The sequence below is a fragment of the Streptomyces sp. NPDC007157 genome, assembly GCF_040634235.1.
Taxonomy (GTDB): domain Bacteria; phylum Actinomycetota; class Actinomycetes; order Streptomycetales; family Streptomycetaceae; genus Streptomyces.
On record NZ_JBEYFE010000021.1, the window covers coordinates 116,175 to 132,301 of the forward strand.

Annotated in this window: 12 protein-coding genes and 5 tRNA genes; 11 read left to right on the forward strand and 6 right to left on the reverse strand. The window is 73.5% G+C overall.

The window, feature by feature from the left end:
• Positions 1-99: 99 nt before the first annotated feature.
• The 4 genes from cbiE to ABZ642_RS32270 all read left to right on the forward strand — a co-directional run bounded on the left by cbiE (position 100) and on the right by ABZ642_RS32270 (position 8,463).
• Positions 100-1,326 (forward strand): precorrin-6y C5,15-methyltransferase (decarboxylating) subunit CbiE, encoded by a 1,227-nt coding sequence (gene cbiE, locus ABZ642_RS32255; protein WP_360490273.1) that lies wholly within the window; start codon positions 100-102, stop codon positions 1,324-1,326.
• Between the two features lie 344 nt (positions 1,327-1,670).
• Complete coding sequence (gene cobT / locus ABZ642_RS32260; RefSeq protein ID WP_360490275.1) at positions 1,671-5,432, forward strand: nicotinate-nucleotide--dimethylbenzimidazole phosphoribosyltransferase; 3,762 nt, start codon at positions 1,671-1,673, stop codon at positions 5,430-5,432.
• Between the two features lie 900 nt (positions 5,433-6,332).
• Positions 6,333-7,580 (forward strand): uroporphyrinogen-III C-methyltransferase, encoded by a 1,248-nt coding sequence (gene cobA / locus ABZ642_RS32265; RefSeq protein ID WP_360490277.1) that lies wholly within the window; start codon positions 6,333-6,335, stop codon positions 7,578-7,580.
• A gap of 64 nt (positions 7,581-7,644) precedes the next feature.
• Positions 7,645-8,463 (forward strand): RNA methyltransferase, encoded by an 819-nt coding sequence (locus ABZ642_RS32270; protein WP_132889225.1) that lies wholly within the window; start codon positions 7,645-7,647, stop codon positions 8,461-8,463.
• A 181-nt stretch (positions 8,464-8,644) separates the two neighbouring features.
• Here the strand turns inward: ABZ642_RS32270 and ABZ642_RS32275 are convergent, their stop codons facing one another.
• Positions 8,645-9,973, reverse strand: coding sequence for a protein kinase (locus ABZ642_RS32275; protein ID WP_360490408.1), 1,329 nt, complete (start codon positions 9,971-9,973; stop codon positions 8,645-8,647).
• 196 nt (positions 9,974-10,169) lie between these two features.
• On the opposite strand from ABZ642_RS32275, the gene ABZ642_RS32280 reads away from it, so the two are divergent.
• The 4 genes from ABZ642_RS32280 (at position 10,170) to ABZ642_RS32295 (ending at position 12,609) form a co-directional block, all read left to right on the forward strand.
• The gene (locus tag ABZ642_RS32280; RefSeq protein WP_351320234.1) at positions 10,170-10,457 is read left to right on the forward strand and encodes a hypothetical protein; all 288 of its coding nucleotides are present in this window, start codon (positions 10,170-10,172) and stop codon (positions 10,455-10,457) included.
• A gap of 196 nt (positions 10,458-10,653) precedes the next feature.
• Positions 10,654-10,830: a hypothetical protein gene (locus ABZ642_RS32285; protein ID WP_360490280.1), complete on the forward strand. Its 177-nt coding sequence runs from the start codon at positions 10,654-10,656 to the stop codon at positions 10,828-10,830.
• Positions 10,831-11,242: 412 nt separating this feature from the next.
• Entirely contained in the window at positions 11,243-12,166 is a 924-nt protein-coding gene (locus ABZ642_RS32290; protein WP_360490282.1) for an aminoglycoside phosphotransferase family protein, read from the forward strand.
• A 143-nt stretch (positions 12,167-12,309) separates the two neighbouring features.
• The gene (locus ABZ642_RS32295) at positions 12,310-12,609 is read left to right on the forward strand and encodes a zf-TFIIB domain-containing protein (protein WP_360490284.1); all 300 of its coding nucleotides are present in this window, start codon (positions 12,310-12,312) and stop codon (positions 12,607-12,609) included.
• 94 nt (positions 12,610-12,703) lie between these two features.
• Here ABZ642_RS32295 and ABZ642_RS32300 read toward each other — a convergent pair.
• The 5 genes from ABZ642_RS32300 to ABZ642_RS32320 all read right to left on the reverse strand — a co-directional run bounded on the left by ABZ642_RS32300 (position 12,704) and on the right by ABZ642_RS32320 (position 13,192).
• Positions 12,704-12,775, reverse strand: a tRNA-Val gene (locus ABZ642_RS32300).
• 34 nt (positions 12,776-12,809) lie between these two features.
• Positions 12,810-12,881, reverse strand: a tRNA-Val gene (locus ABZ642_RS32305).
• Positions 12,882-12,934: 53 nt separating this feature from the next.
• A tRNA-Val gene (locus ABZ642_RS32310) sits at positions 12,935-13,006 on the reverse strand.
• Between the two features lies 1 nt (position 13,007).
• Positions 13,008-13,081, reverse strand: a tRNA-Cys gene (locus ABZ642_RS32315).
• Positions 13,082-13,119: 38 nt separating this feature from the next.
• Positions 13,120-13,192, reverse strand: a tRNA-Gly gene (locus ABZ642_RS32320).
• A 178-nt stretch (positions 13,193-13,370) separates the two neighbouring features.
• On the opposite strand from ABZ642_RS32320, the gene ABZ642_RS32325 reads away from it, so the two are divergent.
• The 3 genes from ABZ642_RS32325 to ABZ642_RS32335 are packed head-to-tail and all read left to right on the forward strand — an operon-like array spanning position 13,371 to position 16,112.
• Entirely contained in the window at positions 13,371-14,414 is a 1,044-nt protein-coding gene (locus ABZ642_RS32325) for a chorismate-binding protein (protein ID WP_360490286.1), read from the forward strand.
• Positions 14,411-15,232: an aminodeoxychorismate lyase gene (locus tag ABZ642_RS32330; RefSeq protein WP_360490288.1), complete on the forward strand. Its 822-nt coding sequence runs from the start codon at positions 14,411-14,413 to the stop codon at positions 15,230-15,232. The genes ABZ642_RS32325 and ABZ642_RS32330 overlap by 4 nt, the downstream gene beginning before the upstream one ends.
• A gap of 55 nt (positions 15,233-15,287) precedes the next feature.
• Positions 15,288-16,112 (forward strand): GNAT family N-acetyltransferase, encoded by an 825-nt coding sequence (locus tag ABZ642_RS32335; RefSeq protein ID WP_360490290.1) that lies wholly within the window; start codon positions 15,288-15,290, stop codon positions 16,110-16,112.
• Positions 16,113-16,127: the final 15 nt, after the last annotated feature.

The window sequence follows — 16,127 nt, forward strand, 5'->3', positions numbered from 1 at the left end:
GCCCCGTCGCGCGCCGGACAGCTCCACCAGGTACTCTCACGGGGCCCGCCCACGGGCCCGGACCCTGACGACCTGCGAAAACTCTGGAGACTGACGACGATGGCCGACCGGGTCACGGTGATCGGCTGGGACGGCTCGCCGCTGACCGCCGCGGGACGCGGCGCGCTCGGCGCCGCCACGCTCGTCGCGGGCGCGGCCCACCATCTGGCCCTCCCCGAGGTGCCACCGACCGCCGAACGCATCCGCCTCGGCAGCGTCGCCCTCGCCGCCCGCCGCATCGCCGGCCACCGCGGCACCGCGGTGGTGCTCGCCGACGGCGACCCCGGCTTCTTCGGTGTCGTACGGACCCTGCGCGCGCCCGAGTTCGGCCTGGAGGTCGAGGTCGTCCCCGCCGTCTCCGCGGTGGCCGCCGCCTTCGCCCGCGCCGGCATGCCCTGGGACGACGCACAGGTGGTCGTCGCACACCGGCGCACCCTGCGCCGCGCGGTGAATGTGTGCCGCGCCCACGCCAAGGTCGCCGTCCTCACCTCACCCGGCGCCGGACCCGCCGAACTCGGCCTGCTGATGGAGGGCGTCCACCGCACCTTCGTCATCTGTGAGGAACTCGGCACCGACCGCGAGCAGGTCAGCGTCGTCACCTCCGACAAGGCCGCCGACCACATCTGGCGTGACCCCAACGTCGTCATCGTCATCGGCGGGCCTTCCGCACCGGTGCCGGCGGGCGAGGGCGGCGGCTGGATCGCCGGCCGGGACCCGTCGGCCGGCCCGCGCGGCTGGGTGCAGCCCGACGCGGAGTACGGCGAGGGAGCCGCGCTCGGCGAAGGCGAAACGGATCTGCTGAGGTCCGCCCAACTCGCCCGGCTGGGCCCCCGGGTGGGGGACCTCGTCTGGGACATCGGCTGCGGCAGCGGCGCGTTCGCCACCGAGGCCGCACGCGCCGGGGCCGCCGTCATCGCCGTCGACCGGGACCTCGCGGCCTGCGTCCGCAGCGAGGCGGCCGCCCGCAAGTTCGGGGTCCAGCTCCAGATCGTGCACGGCGGCGCGCCCCACGTGCTGGAGAACCTGCCCGAACCCGACGTCGTCCGGGTCGGCGGCGGGGGAGCGGCCGTGGTCAACGCGGTCGCCGACCGGCGCCCGCAGCGCATCGTCACCCACGCCGCCACCCGCGACGCGGCCGAAGTCATCGGACGCGACCTGACCGAGCACGGATATCAGGTCGAATGCGCCCTGCTGCAGTCCGTCGAACTCGACACCAGGGCCTGGACGGAGACCGAGCGGAACGTCGCTTTCCTGCTCAGCGGCGTCCTGCCCGAGCGTGCCCCGTGATCCTGTTGTCATACTGCGCGCGGTAGGCTGGCCGATCGCTGCACCGCACCGGTGGCCCGGAAATTCGTTCGCCAATATCCGGAAAACGCGCTCCTTTTGGGACGGGTGTGGTACGGCAGAACCGGGGGACGCGCAACGTGGCGCAGTCCACAGCGGGCTGTCGCGGATCACGCTGTCGCGACGGTCGAACGGCCGGGACAATGCCACTGAATGGCTTTGTCGCCTTTTCCGGCGGGTCGTTCGTGCCGCTGGGCACGCACGCTCGTTCTCACTGTGGGGCGGTCGGTGCGCCGCCCCGAGTGAGCTGGTCGTAGAAGGCACTAACCGATGGGCGAGGGGTACGCATGACGGACACCGGCCAGGTCCCGGGCGAGGGACTGCCGGAGAGCGCAGGCATGGTGGAACAGCCGGGCGTTCCCGCGCACGGCGCGTACACCTACCTCTCCGAGTCGCCCGCCGAGGACGAAGACCTGCTGCTCCCGGGCGCCCAGGGGGCCTGGGGCAACGAAGTGCCGCCGCCGGCCCCGGAACCGGTCGTCGAGACCGTCCACGAGCCCGGCCCGCACGAGACGGACGGCCGGGACAGCGGCTCGGTCGACCTCACCGCCGTCCGGCTGCCCAGCTCGGTACCGGCGTCCCCGATCCTCTCCGTGCCCCACGACCCGACGGTCACCCCGGCCCCGCGCCGACCGCTGCACCTCGGTCCGCCGATCCCCGACACCTCCGCGAGCCCGGTCCGCTCCCTCGCCGACCGGGGCCCGGCCGACACGCCGGCGTCCCGGCAGCCCGGCCTGCCGACGGCCGGACCCGAGTACCTCGACGCCCAGCCGCCGCGCGAGGCCGCGCCGCAGTCCGCCGCGCCCTGGGGTGCGTCGCAGGCGGTCCCGCAGGCAGCGCCGGTGGCACAGGTGGCCGCACAGGCCCCGGCTGCGGAAACGGTTGTTCCGGCACCGGAGACGGTTGCTTCCGTGGCTTCCGCCGTCGCGGCTCCCACGACTTTCGCGCCCGGGTCCGCGCTGACGGACGTCGCGGGCATCGCGGCCGACCAGCAGGCACCGGCGGATCTCGGGGTGTGGCCCGAGACCGCGTACGGCCCGGAGGGCGTGGCCCAGTCGGTCGACGGCGGCGTTCAGGTACCCGTGGCCGAGCCGGTGGCTCCGCAGGTCGCCGAGGCTGCGGACGGTTCTCAGGGGCCGGTGGCCAGTGCGATGCCGGAGGCCGCGCCGGTGGTCGCGGAGGCTGCGCAGGCCGTGCGGACTCCGCAGGCGGTGCAGATTCCGGAGGCCGTGCAGATTCCGGAGGCTCCGGAGGTTTCGCAGGTTTCGCAGGTTCTGGAGGGGCAGGACACGGTGCCCGCGCCCGGTGCCGGGCCGGCTCCTGACGCGGTGGCCGAGCCCGAGGCCGTGCCCGTTGCGGAGGCCGCGGGTCCGCTCATGGCGGCGGCGGTTCCGGAGCCGGCCGCCCAGGCCGTGACGCCCGAGGCGGTGCACCCGGAGGCGGTGCACCCCGAGCCGGTTTACCCCGTGCCACCGGTCGGGCCGGAGCCGCCGTTCGTGGAACCTGTCGTGCCCGAGCAAGTCGTGGAACCTGTCATGCCCGAGCAGGTCGTGGAGCCCGTCGTGCCGGAGTCCGTCCCGGTGTCGGAGGCGGTCGCCCCCGAGTCCGTCCACGCCCCGGAAGCGGTCCTGGCCGAGGCCGGTCAGCCGGTGGCCACCGCGCCGCCCGCGCTGCCCGAGCCGGTGCGGCCCGAGGAGGCCGTCACCGAGGCGCCGGCCCCGGCAGCCCCCGTGGCCCCGGCAGCCCCCGTGGCTCCCGCGGCCGTCGTCGAGGCCCTTGAGCCGCCCGCCCCCGCCGCCCCGGAGGCCGAGCACCTCGCGCCGCCCGTCGCCCCGGACGCCGTTGCGCCGCAGGTCCCGGCCGAGTTCCCCGCGGCGGCCGTCGTACCGCCGTTGGAGACCGCCCCCGAGGTCCCCGAGGTTCTTGAGCCGCTGCCGGTCCAGCCCCTCGCCGGCCCCCAGATGCAGGGCACCCCGCCCACTCCCGCGGCTCAGCCGGAGGAGTCCCCGGCCCCGGCCGTTCCGACGGAGCCCGCGCCGGGCCAGCCCCTCGGCGAGTTCGTCGCCGTCGACGGCCAGGTGCCGACCACCCCGCACCTCGCCCCGACCCCGCCGCACCCGCTGATCCTCCCCGCCCAGGACCAGGGCGAGAACGCGCCGGAGCAGGCCGCCACCGTCCCCGCGCCCCGCGAGGCCGAGCCCGGTCCCGTGGCGGCGCACCACCCCGATGTCGTACAGCACGCGGAGGACCTGGAGACCAGGGCCGCCGAGCAGGAAGAGAGCACGGCCCCCGTGGCAGAAGCACGTCAGTCCACCGGCCCGGCCGCGCCCGCCTACGACGACGCCGAGCGCGAGGCCGTTCTCAAGGTCATGCGTGAACGCCGTGACATCCGCAACGGCTTCCGCAGCGACCCCATCCCGCACGAGGTGCTGCTGCGCGTCCTGGAGGCCGCCCACACCGCGCCCTCCGTCGGCCACTCCCAGCCCTGGGACTTCGTCGTCATCCGGTCCGCCGACACTCGGCGCAGCATGCACGAACTGGCCATGCGCCAGCGCGACGCCTACGCCAAGTCCCTTCCCAAGGGCCGCGCGAAGCAGTTCAAGGAACTGAAGATCGAGGCCATCCTCGACACCCCGGTCAACATCGTCGTCACCGCCGACCCGACCCGTGGCGGCCGCCACACCCTCGGCCGGCACACCCAGCCGCAGATGGCGCCGTACTCCGCGGCCCTCGCCGTCGAGAACCTCTGGCTCGCCGCCCGCGCCGAAGGCCTCGGCGTCGGCTGGGTCAGCTTCTTCGACGAGCGCGAGATGGTCCGCGCGCTGGGGCTGCCCGAGCATCTCGAGGTCATCGCCTACCTGTGCGTGGGTTACGTCGACGAGTTCCCGGACGAGCCCGAGCTGATGCAGGCCGGCTGGTCCAAGCGGCGCCCGCTGTCCTGGGTGGTGCACGAGGAGACGTACGGCCGCCGTGCCCTGCCCGGGGAGGACCCGCACGACCTGCTCGCCGAGACCGTCGCCGGGATCCGCCCGCTGGACGCCAAGGCGCTCGGCGAGGCCTGGGAGCGGCAGAAGCGGATGACCAAGCCGGCCGGCGCGCTCGGCATGCTGGAGATCATCTCCGCCCAGTTGTCCGGCCTGTCCCGGCAGTGCCCGCCGCCGATCCCGGAGCCCGCGGCCGTCGCGATCTTCGCCGGCGACCACGGGGTGCACGCGCAGGGCGTCACTCCCTGGCCGCAGGAGGTCACCGCCCAGATGGTGGCCAACTTCCTCGGCGGGGGAGCGGTCTGCAACGCGTTCGCGTCCCAGGTGGGGGCCGAGGTGTGCGTGGTGGACGTCGGTGTCGCCTCCGAACTCCCGGCGACGCCCGGCCTGCTGCCCCGCAAGGTCCGCGCGGGCACGTCCGACATGACGACCGGCCCGGCCATGACCCGCGAGGAGGCCAAGCAGGCCATCGAGGTGGGCATCGAGACCGCCCGCGATCTGGTGGCGGCCGGCAACAAGGCCCTGCTCACCGGGGAGATGGGCATCGCCAACACCACGGCGTCCGCCGCGCTCATCTCCGTCTACACCGGGGCCGACCCCGCCGAGGTCACCGGCCGCGGCACCGGCATCAACGACGAGACCCTCGCCCGCAAGACCGAGGTTGTCCGCCGCGCCCTGGACCTCCACCAGCCGGACCCGGCCGACCCCATCGGTGTCCTCGCGGCGATCGGCGGCTTCGAACACGCGGCGATGGTGGGCCTGTTGCTCGGCGGCGCGTCCCTGCGTACCCCGGTGATCCTGGACGGCGTCAGCGCGGGCGCCGCGGCCCTGGTGGCCCGCGCGATCGCGCCCGAGGTCCTGGCCGCGTGCATCGCGGGCCACCGCAGCGCGGAGCCCGGCCATGTCGCCGCCCTCAACAAGCTGGGCCTGCGCCCCCTGGTCGACCTCGACCTCCGTCTGGGCGAGGGCACGGGCGCGCTGCTGGCCCTCCCGCTGGTCCAGAGCACGGCAAGGGCGATGCACGAGGTGGCCACGTTCGACTCGGCGGGCGTGACCGAGAAGTAGCGGGGCCGTCCCGCGCCGGCGGGGAGCGAACGGCGGCCTGTGCGGCGCCGCGCGGACAGGGAGCCGCCCCTGGCCCGGGCGGCCGACCACAGAGCCCGCCGCGGTTCCTTCCGCGCCGACGACGAGCCATCACGGCCCGGCCGGCCCGCCCCAGGGCGGCGCGAACCGCGTCGTGGTCCGAGCGACCGGTCCTGCGGGCCGTCGGCCGCTCGGCGGCCGGGGCGCTCCGTCCTGCGCGGGCGTTGGCCGCACGGTGGTCTGCGTGGTGCGTTGCGCGGGGTGGTCAACCGCTTGGTGGTCTGGGCGGTTGGTCCTGCGGGCCGTCGGCCGCTCGGTGGCCGGGGCGCTCCGTCCTGCGCGGGCGTTGGCCGCACGGTGGTCTGCGTGGTTCGTTGCGCGGGGTCGTCAACCGCTTGGTGGTTTGGGCGGCCGGTCCTGCGGGGTGTCGGCCGCTCGGCGGCCGGGGCGCTCCGTCCTGCGCGGGCGTTGGCCGCACGGTGGTCTGCGTGGTTCGTTGCGCGGGGTGGTCAACCGCTTCGTGGTCCGGGCGGTCGGTCTTGCGGGACGCCAACCGCTTCGTGGTCTGGGCGGTTCGTTGCGCGGGGTGGTCAACCGCTTCGTGGTCGGGGCTGTCGGTCTTGCGGGACGCCAACCGCTTCGTGGTCTGGGCGGTTCGATGCGCGGTGGCGCCAACCGCATCGTGGTTCGTGGGCAGGCGTTCCGCAGGGCGGAACGGGTGGGCACGGACCACGCACCCGCACCCGGCCATCTCGCCCAGCCCCCGGGCACCTGAGTCGCCGTACCCCCCCCACCCCCGTACCCCCGTACCCCCGCGCCCCGTAAAATCTGCACGTCAGGGCACCGCACCGCGCCGCCGCCACACCTGGGAGTCGCACCCTCATGGCCGAACACCCCGCCTACCCCGTAGGCCTCCGCCTCACCGGCCGCAAGGTGGTCGTCCTCGGCGCCGGCCAGGTCGCCCAGCGCCGCCTCCCCGCGCTCATCGCGGCCGGCGCCGACATCACCCTCGTATCCCCCGAGGCCACCCCCTCCGTCGAGGCCATGGCGGACGCAGGTGAGATCACCTGGGTGCAGCGCCCCTACCAGGACGGCGACCTCGGCGAGGCCTGGTACGCCCTCATCGCCACCAGCGACCCCGACGCCAACACCGCCGCCTCGGCCGAGGCCGAGCGCCACCGCGTCTGGTGCGTCCGCTCCGACGACGCCGACCAGGCCACCGCCTGGACCCCGGCCACCGGCCACAGCGAGGGCGTCACGGTCGCCGTGCTCACCACCGACGCGCGGGGCCGCGACCCCCGGCACACCGCCGCCATCAGGGACGCGGTCGTCGAGGGCCTGCGCGACGGCACCCTCGTCGCCCCGCACCACCGCACCCGCCACGCGGGCGTCGCCCTGGTCGGCGGCGGTCCGGGCGACCCCGACCTGATCACGGTGCGCGGCCGCCGCCTGCTCGCCGAGGCCGACGTGGTGATCGCCGACCGCCTCGGCCCCCGTGACCTGCTCGCCGAACTCCCGCCGCACGTCGAGGTGATCGACGCGGCGAAGATCCCGTACGGCCGCTACATGGCCCAGGAGGCCATCAACAACGCCCTGATCGAGCACGCCAAGCAGGGCAGGTCGGTCGTACGGCTCAAGGGCGGCGACCCCTATGTCTTCGGCCGGGGCATGGAGGAGGTCCAGGCGCTCGCCGAGGCCGGGATCCCCTGCACGGTCGTGCCCGGCATCTCCAGCTCGATCTCGGTGCCGAGCGCGGCCGGCATCCCGGTCACGCACCGGGGCGTCGCACATGAGTTCACCGTGGTCAGCGGCCATGTCGCGCCGGACGACGAGCGCTCGCTCGCCGACTGGCCGTCCCTCGCGAAGCTCACCGGGACCCTGGTGATCCTGATGGGCGTCGACAAGATCGGGCAGATCGCCGAGACCCTGGTGGCCCACGGCAAGTCCCCGGACACTCCGGTCGCCCTGGTCCAGGAGGGCACGACGGCCGCCCAGCGCCGGGTCGACGCGACCCTCGCCACGGTGGCGGAGGTCGTCCGCGCGGAGGACGTGAAGCCCCCGGCGGTCATCGTCGTCGGCGAGGTCGTGAACGTCGGCCCGCACCCGTCCGCCGGACAGGCACCGGCGTAACCCCGGGTAACACAACCCGTTCCAGCCCGTTGGCACCACACCCAGGACAAGGCAGTATCACCCTGTGGCCGATCTCATCACCGTCGAGGATCCCGACGACCCGCGCCTGCGTGACTACACGGGCCTGACCGACGTCGAGTTGCGCCGCAAGCGCGAACCGGCCGAAGGCCTGTTCATCGCCGAGGGCGAGAAGGTCATCCGCAGAGCGAAGGACGCGGGCTACGAGATGCGTTCGATGCTGCTGTCCGCCAAGTGGGTCGACGTCATGCGCGATGTCATCGACGAACTCCCGGCCCCCGTCTACGCGGTCAGCCCGGAGCTCGCCGAGAAGGTCACCGGCTACCACGTGCACCGCGGCGCGCTCGCCTCCATGCAGCGCAAGCCGCTGCCGACGGCGACCGAACTGCTGCGCACCACGCGCCGGGTCGTGGTCATGGAGTCGGTCAACGACCACACCAACATCGGCGCGATCTTCCGCTCGGCGGCGGCCCTCGGCATGGACGCGGTGCTGCTGTCCCCCGACTGCGCCGACCCCCTCTACCGCCGCAGCGTGAAGGTCTCGATGGGCGCGGTCTTCTCCGTGCCGTACGCCCGTCTGGACACCTGGCCCAAGGGGCTCGACTCGGTCCGCGAGGCCGGTTTCACGCTGCTCGCCCTGACCCCGGACGAGAAGGCCCGCAGCCTCGACGAGGCCGCGCCGCACCGGATGGACAGAGTGGCCCTGATGCTCGGCGCGGAGGGCGACGGTCTCTCCACGCAGGCGCTGGTCGCCGCCGACGAATGGGTCCGCATCCCGATGTCCCACGGCGTCGACTCGCTCAACGTCGGCGCGGCGGCCGCGGTCGCCTTCTACGCGGTGACCACCGGCCGCCCGCAGGCGTAGGGCCCGTCTGACAATTCCCGCCTGCCTCACGACGCCATGCACGTACTCTCGCCGCACCGGGCGCAGACCCAAGTACGTCCAGTACGAGGGCCTACGCCCGGCACGCCGAGAGCACGCACCTGATGCCGAGCGGCCGCCCTCCGGGCGACGACGGGAATGGTCAGACCGGCCCTAGGACCCGTTACTCCCTGAGGGCTGCCGACTTCACGGGTACGCCCCCACCGGGCACGCCCATCCCGTGCGACGGGCCGGAACAGCCCTGGGCCAGCGCGATCCCCAGCGCCACCAGCAGGGTCACCACGACGAACACGAACAACCGCTGCCGCAGCAGCCGGGGGTTGGCCGGGCGCCGTCCGGTGCCCGTGGGGCGCGGCGCCGGTCGTCCGGTACCGCTGCGCGGCCCGGGCCGGTTCCCGTTGGTGTTTCCGGGGCGGGTGCCGTTGCCATGGCCGCGCGGAGCGGGCGTGGGGCGCGCGCCACCCGGCCGGGACGGCACACCGCCGTTCGCCCGTGGACCGCTGCCGCCGCGCGAGGGCGCGTTGCCCCGCACCGGAGTGCCCGGCGAGGACTGCGGCGGCCGCCGCTGGGCGCGCTGCGGCTCCGGGTAGGTCTCGGCGAGCCGCCCGGTGGGCCGGTCCGCCTCCGCGGCTCGCGGCGCCGGCGGCCGTACGTCGGGCAGCCCCTGCGCCTCGCGCGCGGCGATCTCCTTGAGCCGGAGCGACAGCTGCAGCGTGCTCGGCCGGTCCTCCGGGTCCTTCGCCAGACAGGCCCGCACCAGCGGGGCCAGCGCGTCCGGCACCCCGTACAGCTGCGGCTCCTCGTGCACCACGCGGTAGAGCATCACCTCGGAACTGCCGTGCCCGAAGGGCGAGTCGCCGGTCGACGCGTACGCCAGGGTCGCGCCGAGCGAGAACACGTCGGTGGCCGGGGTGACGGCCGCCCCGCGCACCTGCTCGGGCGCCAGGAACCCCGGCGAGCCCACCGCCGTACCGACGTGGGTGAGCGTGGAGGCCCCGGTGGCCCAGGCGATGCCGAAGTCGATGATCCGCGGCCCCTTCGGGGACAGCAGGATGTTGGACGGCTTGAGATCCCGGTGGACGACGCCGGCCTCGTGCACGGCGACCAGGCCCTCGGAGAGCGCCGCCCCGACCGCCGCCGCGTCCGCCGCGCCCAGCGGGCCGTCGTCGGCGACCTTGTCGTGCAGCGAGGGACCCGGCACGTACTGGGTGGCGAACCACGGCCGCTCGGCCTCCAGGTCCGCGGCGACCAGCCGTGCCGTGCAACCGCCCCGGATCCGCCGGGCCGCCGAGACCTCGCGGGCGAAACGCGACCGGAACTCCTGGTCCTCCGCCAGATCCGGCCGGATCACCTTCAGCGCGACCCGCTGCCCCTTCTTGTCGGAGCCCAGATAGACGACGCCCATCCCGCCGGCGCCGAGCCTTCTGTGAAGCCTGAACGAGCCGACGACGCGCGGGTCCTCGCGCCTCAGGCGCATCATCGCCATGTTCATCCCCGCTGCCCGGTCCGTGTGACGTGGCACAGCTTACGTTTCCACGGCCGCCCGCGCGCAGAGGCCGCGCCCTCTCGGCCCGACGGATTGTCAGTGCCGGGTGCGAGACTTGAGGAGTGGTCAGGAAGGCGCCGGTATCGGCTCCTTTGGGCATCCGCCTGCGCCAACAAGCCGTCACAGAAGGGGGATTGAAGCTGTGAAGGGTGACCGAGTGGAGATAGTCGTCGACGCCGGCGACACGACCCGTACGTACGAGGTGGTGGCCAGCAGGGCAGGCCGCCGAGTGGAGACGGCGGTACGACGAGGGGTGGTGGAAGTGAGCGAAGTCACGCGAAACGGCAGTGTTGTCCGTACGGCCCGTTTCATGGCGACCCGGGTCCTGGCCCTCGTCGAGCAGCCGGTCCCCCGCGAGGACAGCTCGGAAAAACCGGGAAGGACCGGGCACCCCCTCCGGGAAGACCCCGAGGCCCAGGACGAGGCGTAGGACCCCGTCTCCACCCAGGGGAGTAGACCGCAGGTCATGGCTCATCCTCTCGGAGGCCCGCGATTCGGTACGAGGGCATGACGTCCCCGAGGTGGCCCGCGCCTAGATTTGAGGTCAAGCGGCGGGTGCAGCACTCGTCCCCCGAGGTCAGACACCCGCCGCTGCCAACGACAACTGAACGGTCAGGAGAGGGACCATGGCTCTTACGGCACAGCGGACACGCACCACCCGCCCCCGCCGGCAGGGCCGTCGCCACCCCTTGGTGGCGACGCTGATGGCCCTTCCCCTGGCGGCCCTGCTCCTGCTCGTCTTCGACGGCTGGGAGACGGTGGCCACACAGGCGTCGTCCGTGGGAGTGATGCTGGGGCGCTGAGCGGCGACCCCAGGCCCGGAAGAGCGGTTCGGGCGGGGACATCCACCCATGAAACCCCGTGGGGACGGGGGTGCGGCGGACGGCAAAAATGCCGGCGCAGCTGGGGAGCTGCGCCGGCATTGCTTTTCTGCGGTGCGCACGGCCGAAGTGCTTCTGCGGCCCGGCGGGGGCTGATCGCACAGTTCCCCGCGCCCCTGACGGGGCTCCTCGTAGCCGCGGGCAGTCGTGCCGCCGGGGAATGGGGTCCCCCGCTCGAGCGAAGCCGCGAGTGGGGGAGGGTGAGCGCAGCGGCACCCCGCGAGCGCGGGCGAGTGAAACCCCCGTATCCCAGCCCCGCCCCGGCCGACCGCAAACCCCGGCCCAGTACACCCACGTACGCTCGTCGCAGCAGCCGCACACCCCCGGGGGACCCTTGACGACCGCAGACGTCATACCGCAGCTGACCGCCGAGGTCAGAGCCGCCGCCCACCCGGACGCGACGCCCTGCCACTGCGGCGCCACCACCACCCTCGCCCACCGTCCCGACACCACGGTCCTCCGGCACGCGGAAACCGTCGCCAAGGCCCACGCCCCCGGCACCGACCCCACCGCCCTGGCCCGCCGCCTGGCCACCGCCGCCCACCTCCCCGACGTCTTCCTCGCCCCGCTCACCCCCACCCCGGCGACCGTCCTCGGCACCCGCCCGGTCACCCTCTGGCCGTACGGCCGCCCCGTGGACCCCGACGCCCCGGACGCCGCTCCCTGGGAAGCCGCCGCCACCCTCCTCGCCCGTCTCCACCGCACCCCGCCCCTCCCCGCCACGCCTGCGATGCGCGGCCCCGCCAAGGCGGCCCATGCGACGGCCCGCCTCCGTGAGGCGCTGGCCGCCGCTCCGGGCCACCCCGCCGCCCCGCCGGTCCTCCGGGCCTGGTCCGGGCTGCCCGCCTGGGCCCGCGCCGAGGCCCCGATGCCCGGCACCCGTACCCTCTGCCACGGCGACCTGCATCTCGGCCAGCTGGTCCGGCACCCGGCGCCGGACGGCCCCTGGCGGCTCATCGACGTCGACGACCTGGGCGTCGGCGTCCCGGCCTGGGACCTCGCCCGCCCCGCCTCCTGGTACGCCTGTGGCCTCCTTTCCCCCGAGGACTGGACCCGCTTCCTGACCGCCTACCGGACGGCCGGCGGCCCGGCCGTACCAAAGGACGGTGATCCGTGGCCGGCCCTGGACGTTCCGGCCCGCGCCCTCACCGTCCAGACCGCCGCCCGCTACCTCGCGAAGGCGCTCGCGGCGGACCGCGCCCTGGACGAGGTCGAGCAGTCCTTGATCGACGCTTGTGTCCGGATGGCCCCGGAATGACCCCCGGATAGCTCCCGACCGACCCCGGTCCCCGCCCGGTTGGCCCTCGATTTCCCGAAGTAGGGTGCAACCGACCGGGGTCGGACGGAGTCTGTCCTGGGAGAACGCGAAGCAGTTTTTACCGGCGAGGAGTTGAGCCGACCATGCAGTGTCCGAAGTGTCATGCGCCGATGCACACCTACAACCGCAACGGCGTCCAGATCGAGCAGTGCAGCGGCTGCCGGGGCATCTTCCTCGACTACGGCGAGCTGGAGGCGCTGACGCAGATGGAGGCCCAGTGGTCGAAGCCGGTCCCGCCGGCCCCGCAGGCCTACCCGGCGCCGCCCGCGCCGGCCTGGGGCGCCCCGCAGCAGCACGGCGGCCACTACGGCGGCCACGGTGGGCACCACGGCGGTCACCACGGCCACAACAAGAGCTGGGCCCACATGCTCTTCTCCAGCTGAGCCCGGCGCGCCCGGCATCTGTGCCGGGCGCCCGCGCAGCCCCTGGGACACGAAGAAGCCCCGACCGTCGGAACGGTCGGGGCTCTCTGTGGTGTGGACGATACTGGGATTGAACCAGTGACCTCTTCCGTGTCAGGGAAGCGCTCTCCCGCTGAGCTAATCGTCCTCGGGACCGCGATCCGAGGATCACGGGCACTGCGTGCGCGATACTGGGATTGAACCAGTGACCTCTTCCGTGTCAGGGAAGCGCTCTCCCGCTGAGCTAATCGCGCGGGATCAGATCCTCGGTCCTTCGACGAGAACGACGAAGGGGGCGAAGATCCAGTGGACGATACTGGGATTGAACCAGTGACCTCTTCCGTGTCAGGGAAGCGCTCTCCCGCTGAGCTAATCGTCCTTGGAGGTGGAGACGGGATTTGAACCCGTGTAGACGGCTTTGCAGGCCGTTGCCTCGCCTCTCGGCCACTCCACCAGGAGTGTAGGGGACCGGGAAGATCCCTACTTCCTTCGAGCGGACGACGAGGCTCGAACTCGCGACCTCAACCTTGGCAAGGTTGCGCTCTACCAACTGAGCTACGTCCGCCTGTCGTTTCGGTCCGCTCTCGCGGCCCGGCGACGTGTTGAACTCTAGCGGATTCCCGGGCCAGCACAAAAACGCGTTTGCGCAGCGTGCTGCGCCGGTCCCGGCGGACGACGTGGTCAGGGCCCCCTTGACGACATGCCCGGGCCACCCCCACGACACCCGCCATAGACTCGACGACGTGCTCCATCACCCTCCTCTGGCCCGCTTCGGCACACGGCTCGCCACCGGTCTCCTCGATGTCACCAGCGACCCCGCGGCTCTCGACAGCGCCGGTTTCTGGGCCGTCTGCGCGGACTTCGAGGGCCGGCTGACCTGCGCCCGGTTCGGCGACGTACGCGAGGAACCGGTACCCGCGCCGGTGCCGGGGCGGTGGCGGGGTCCGGCCGCCGGTGACTGGACGTCGTCCCTCGACCGCGACGCGTACACCAGGGCCGTACAGCGGATCCGTACGCATATCGCGGCCGGTGAGGTGTACCAGGCCAACCTGTGCCGCGTGCTGTCCGCGCCGGTCGACCCGGACGCCGACGTCGACGCCCTGACCGCGCTGCTCGCCCGCGGCAACCCGGCGCCGTACGCCGGAACGATTCGGCTGCCGGAGCACGACGTGGAGATAGCCACCGCCTCGCCCGAGCTGTTCCTGCGCCGGGCGGGGCGGACCGTGGAGAGCGGGCCCATCAAGGGCACCGGCCGCACCGAGGCGGACCTCCTGGAGAAGGACTACGCCGAGAACGTGATGATCGTCGACCTGGTCCGCAACGACATCGGGCGGGTCTGCACCGCCGGCACGGTGACCGTCCCCGACCTGTGCGCCGTCGAGAAGCATCCCGGGCTCGTCCATCTGGTCTCCACGGTCCGGGGCGAGCTGCCCGACGGGGCCGGCTGGGCCGAACTGCTCACCGCGGCCTTCCCGCCCGGATCCGTCACCGGCGCGCCGAAGTCGAGCGCCCTGCGGATCATCGAGGACCTGGAGACCGCGCCCCGCGGCCCGTACTGCGGCGGCATCGGCTGGGTCGACGCGGACCGGGGCGTCGGCGAGCTGGCCGTGGGCATCCGGACCTTCTGGATCGACCGGGGCGCGGGCGAGCTGCGGTTCGGTACCGGGGCCGGGATCACCTGGGGGTCCGACCCCGAGGGCGAATGGCGGGAGACCGAGCTCAAGGCCGCCCGGCTGCTCGCGGTAGCGTCGGGTACGTACGACGTGAACGAAGGGGAACCCCGGTGAAGATCTGGCTGGACGGCAGGCTGCAGGACGCCGAGTCCGCGCGTGTCTCCGTGTTCGACCACGGGCTGACCGTGGGAGACGGCATCTTCGAGACGGTGAAGGCGACGGCGGGCCGGCCCTTCGCGCTGACCCGGCACCTCGACCGGCTGACCCGCTCGGCCCGCGGCCTCGGCCTGCCCGAACCGAACCACGACGAGGTGCGCCGGGCCTGCGAGGCGGTGCTGGCGGCCAACCCGATGCCGCTGGGCCGGCTGCGCATCACCTACACCGGGGGCCACGGCCCGCTCGGCTCCGACCGCGGTGACCGCGGACCCACCCTCGTGGTCGCCGTCGCGGAGACCGGCCGCCGCGCCGACGCCACCGCCGTCATCACGGTCCCCTGGACCCGCAACGAGCGCGGCGCGGTCACCGGCCTGAAGACCACCTCGTACGCCGAGAACGTCCTGGCCCTGGCCCGCGCCCACGAACACGGCGCCTCCGAGGCGCTGTTCGCCAACACCGTCGGACAGCTCTGCGAGGGCACCGGCTCCAATGTCTTCGTCGTCCTCGACGGCGAGATCCACACCCCGCCGGTCGCCTCCGGCTGTCTGGCCGGCATCACCCGCGCCCTGACCGTCGAGTGGGCCGGCGCGAAGGAGACCGACCTGCCCCTGGACGTCCTGGAGCGGGCCGACGAGGTCTTCCTCACCTCCACCCTGCGCGACGTCCAGGCCGTGCACCGGGTCGACGACCGTGCGCTCCCCGGCGCCCCCGGCCCGGTGACCGCCAAGGCGATGCGGATCTTCGACGAGCGGTCGGGCGAGGACCTGGATCCGTAGGAGCCCCCTGTTAATTGAGCTGACGTGGGAGTCCGCGGCGGGTAGAACACCTCTGATGACCACCACCCTGCGGCCGACCGAGCCGCTCCAGCACGAAACGGACGGGACGCGTTCCCGCCGGTACCAGGTGTGTGTGAACAGCCGTCCCGTCGGCGCGATACACATCGGCGTCAGCCCCCACTTCGGCAACTCGGTGGGCCGGATCCTGGACCTGCGGATCGAGGAGCCGGACCGCCGACGAGGCCGGGGCACGGTCGCCGTGCTCGCCGCGGAGGAGGTGCTGCGCGGGTGGGGGTGCACGCGGATCGAGGCATCGGTGCCCGCGGAGGCGGAGGCGGCGCTGAAGGCGGCGACCGCCCTCGGCTACCTCTTTCGCAACCGCCACATGGAGAAGCCGCTCGGCGACACCACGCCCGGACTGCCCGCGGGGAGCCGGGGGCGGCCCATGACCCCGGTGGAGTTCGGCTCCTGGCAGGAAAAGCACCAAGAGGACTACGCGCGGAGCTGGATCGAGCGCGGGGTGCCCGAGGCCGAGGCCAGGGCCAAGGCTCGGCGGGACACCGCCACCTCGCTGCCCGACGGCCTGGCCACCCCGGGAATGGTCTTCAGCGTCCTGGAGCACGAGGGGAGCGCGGTCGGCACACTCTGGACGGGCACCCGAGAGGACCGGGCCTTCGTCTACAAGGTCGAGACCGACGCGCGATACCGGGGCAGGGGGCACGGCCGCACGCTGATGCTCCTGGCGGAGGCGCAGGGCGTCGCGGGCGGCCGCAACGCCATCATGTTGAACGTCTTCGCGGGCAACACCCCCGCCGAGCGGCTCTACGAGTCACTCGGCTACGAGACGACCACCTACCACCTGTACAAGAACCTGCTCTGAAAGCCGCTCCGGAAC

Coding starts and splice junctions, on each gene's coding strand:
- cbiE (WP_360490273.1), top strand. CDS start 100: ATGGCCGACCGGGTCACGGTGATCGGCTGGGACGGCTCGCCGCTGACC.
- cobT (WP_360490275.1), top strand. CDS start 1,671: ATGACGGACACCGGCCAGGTCCCGGGCGAGGGACTGCCGGAGAGCGCA.
- cobA (WP_360490277.1), top strand. CDS start 6,333: ATGGCCGAACACCCCGCCTACCCCGTAGGCCTCCGCCTCACCGGCCGC.
- ABZ642_RS32275 (WP_360490408.1), bottom strand. CDS start 9,973: ATGAACATGGCGATGATGCGCCTGAGGCGCGAGGACCCGCGCGTCGTC.
- ABZ642_RS32285 (WP_360490280.1), top strand. CDS start 10,654: ATGGCTCTTACGGCACAGCGGACACGCACCACCCGCCCCCGCCGGCAG.
- ABZ642_RS32295 (WP_360490284.1), top strand. CDS start 12,310: ATGCAGTGTCCGAAGTGTCATGCGCCGATGCACACCTACAACCGCAAC.
- ABZ642_RS32335 (WP_360490290.1), top strand. CDS start 15,288: ATGACCACCACCCTGCGGCCGACCGAGCCGCTCCAGCACGAAACGGAC.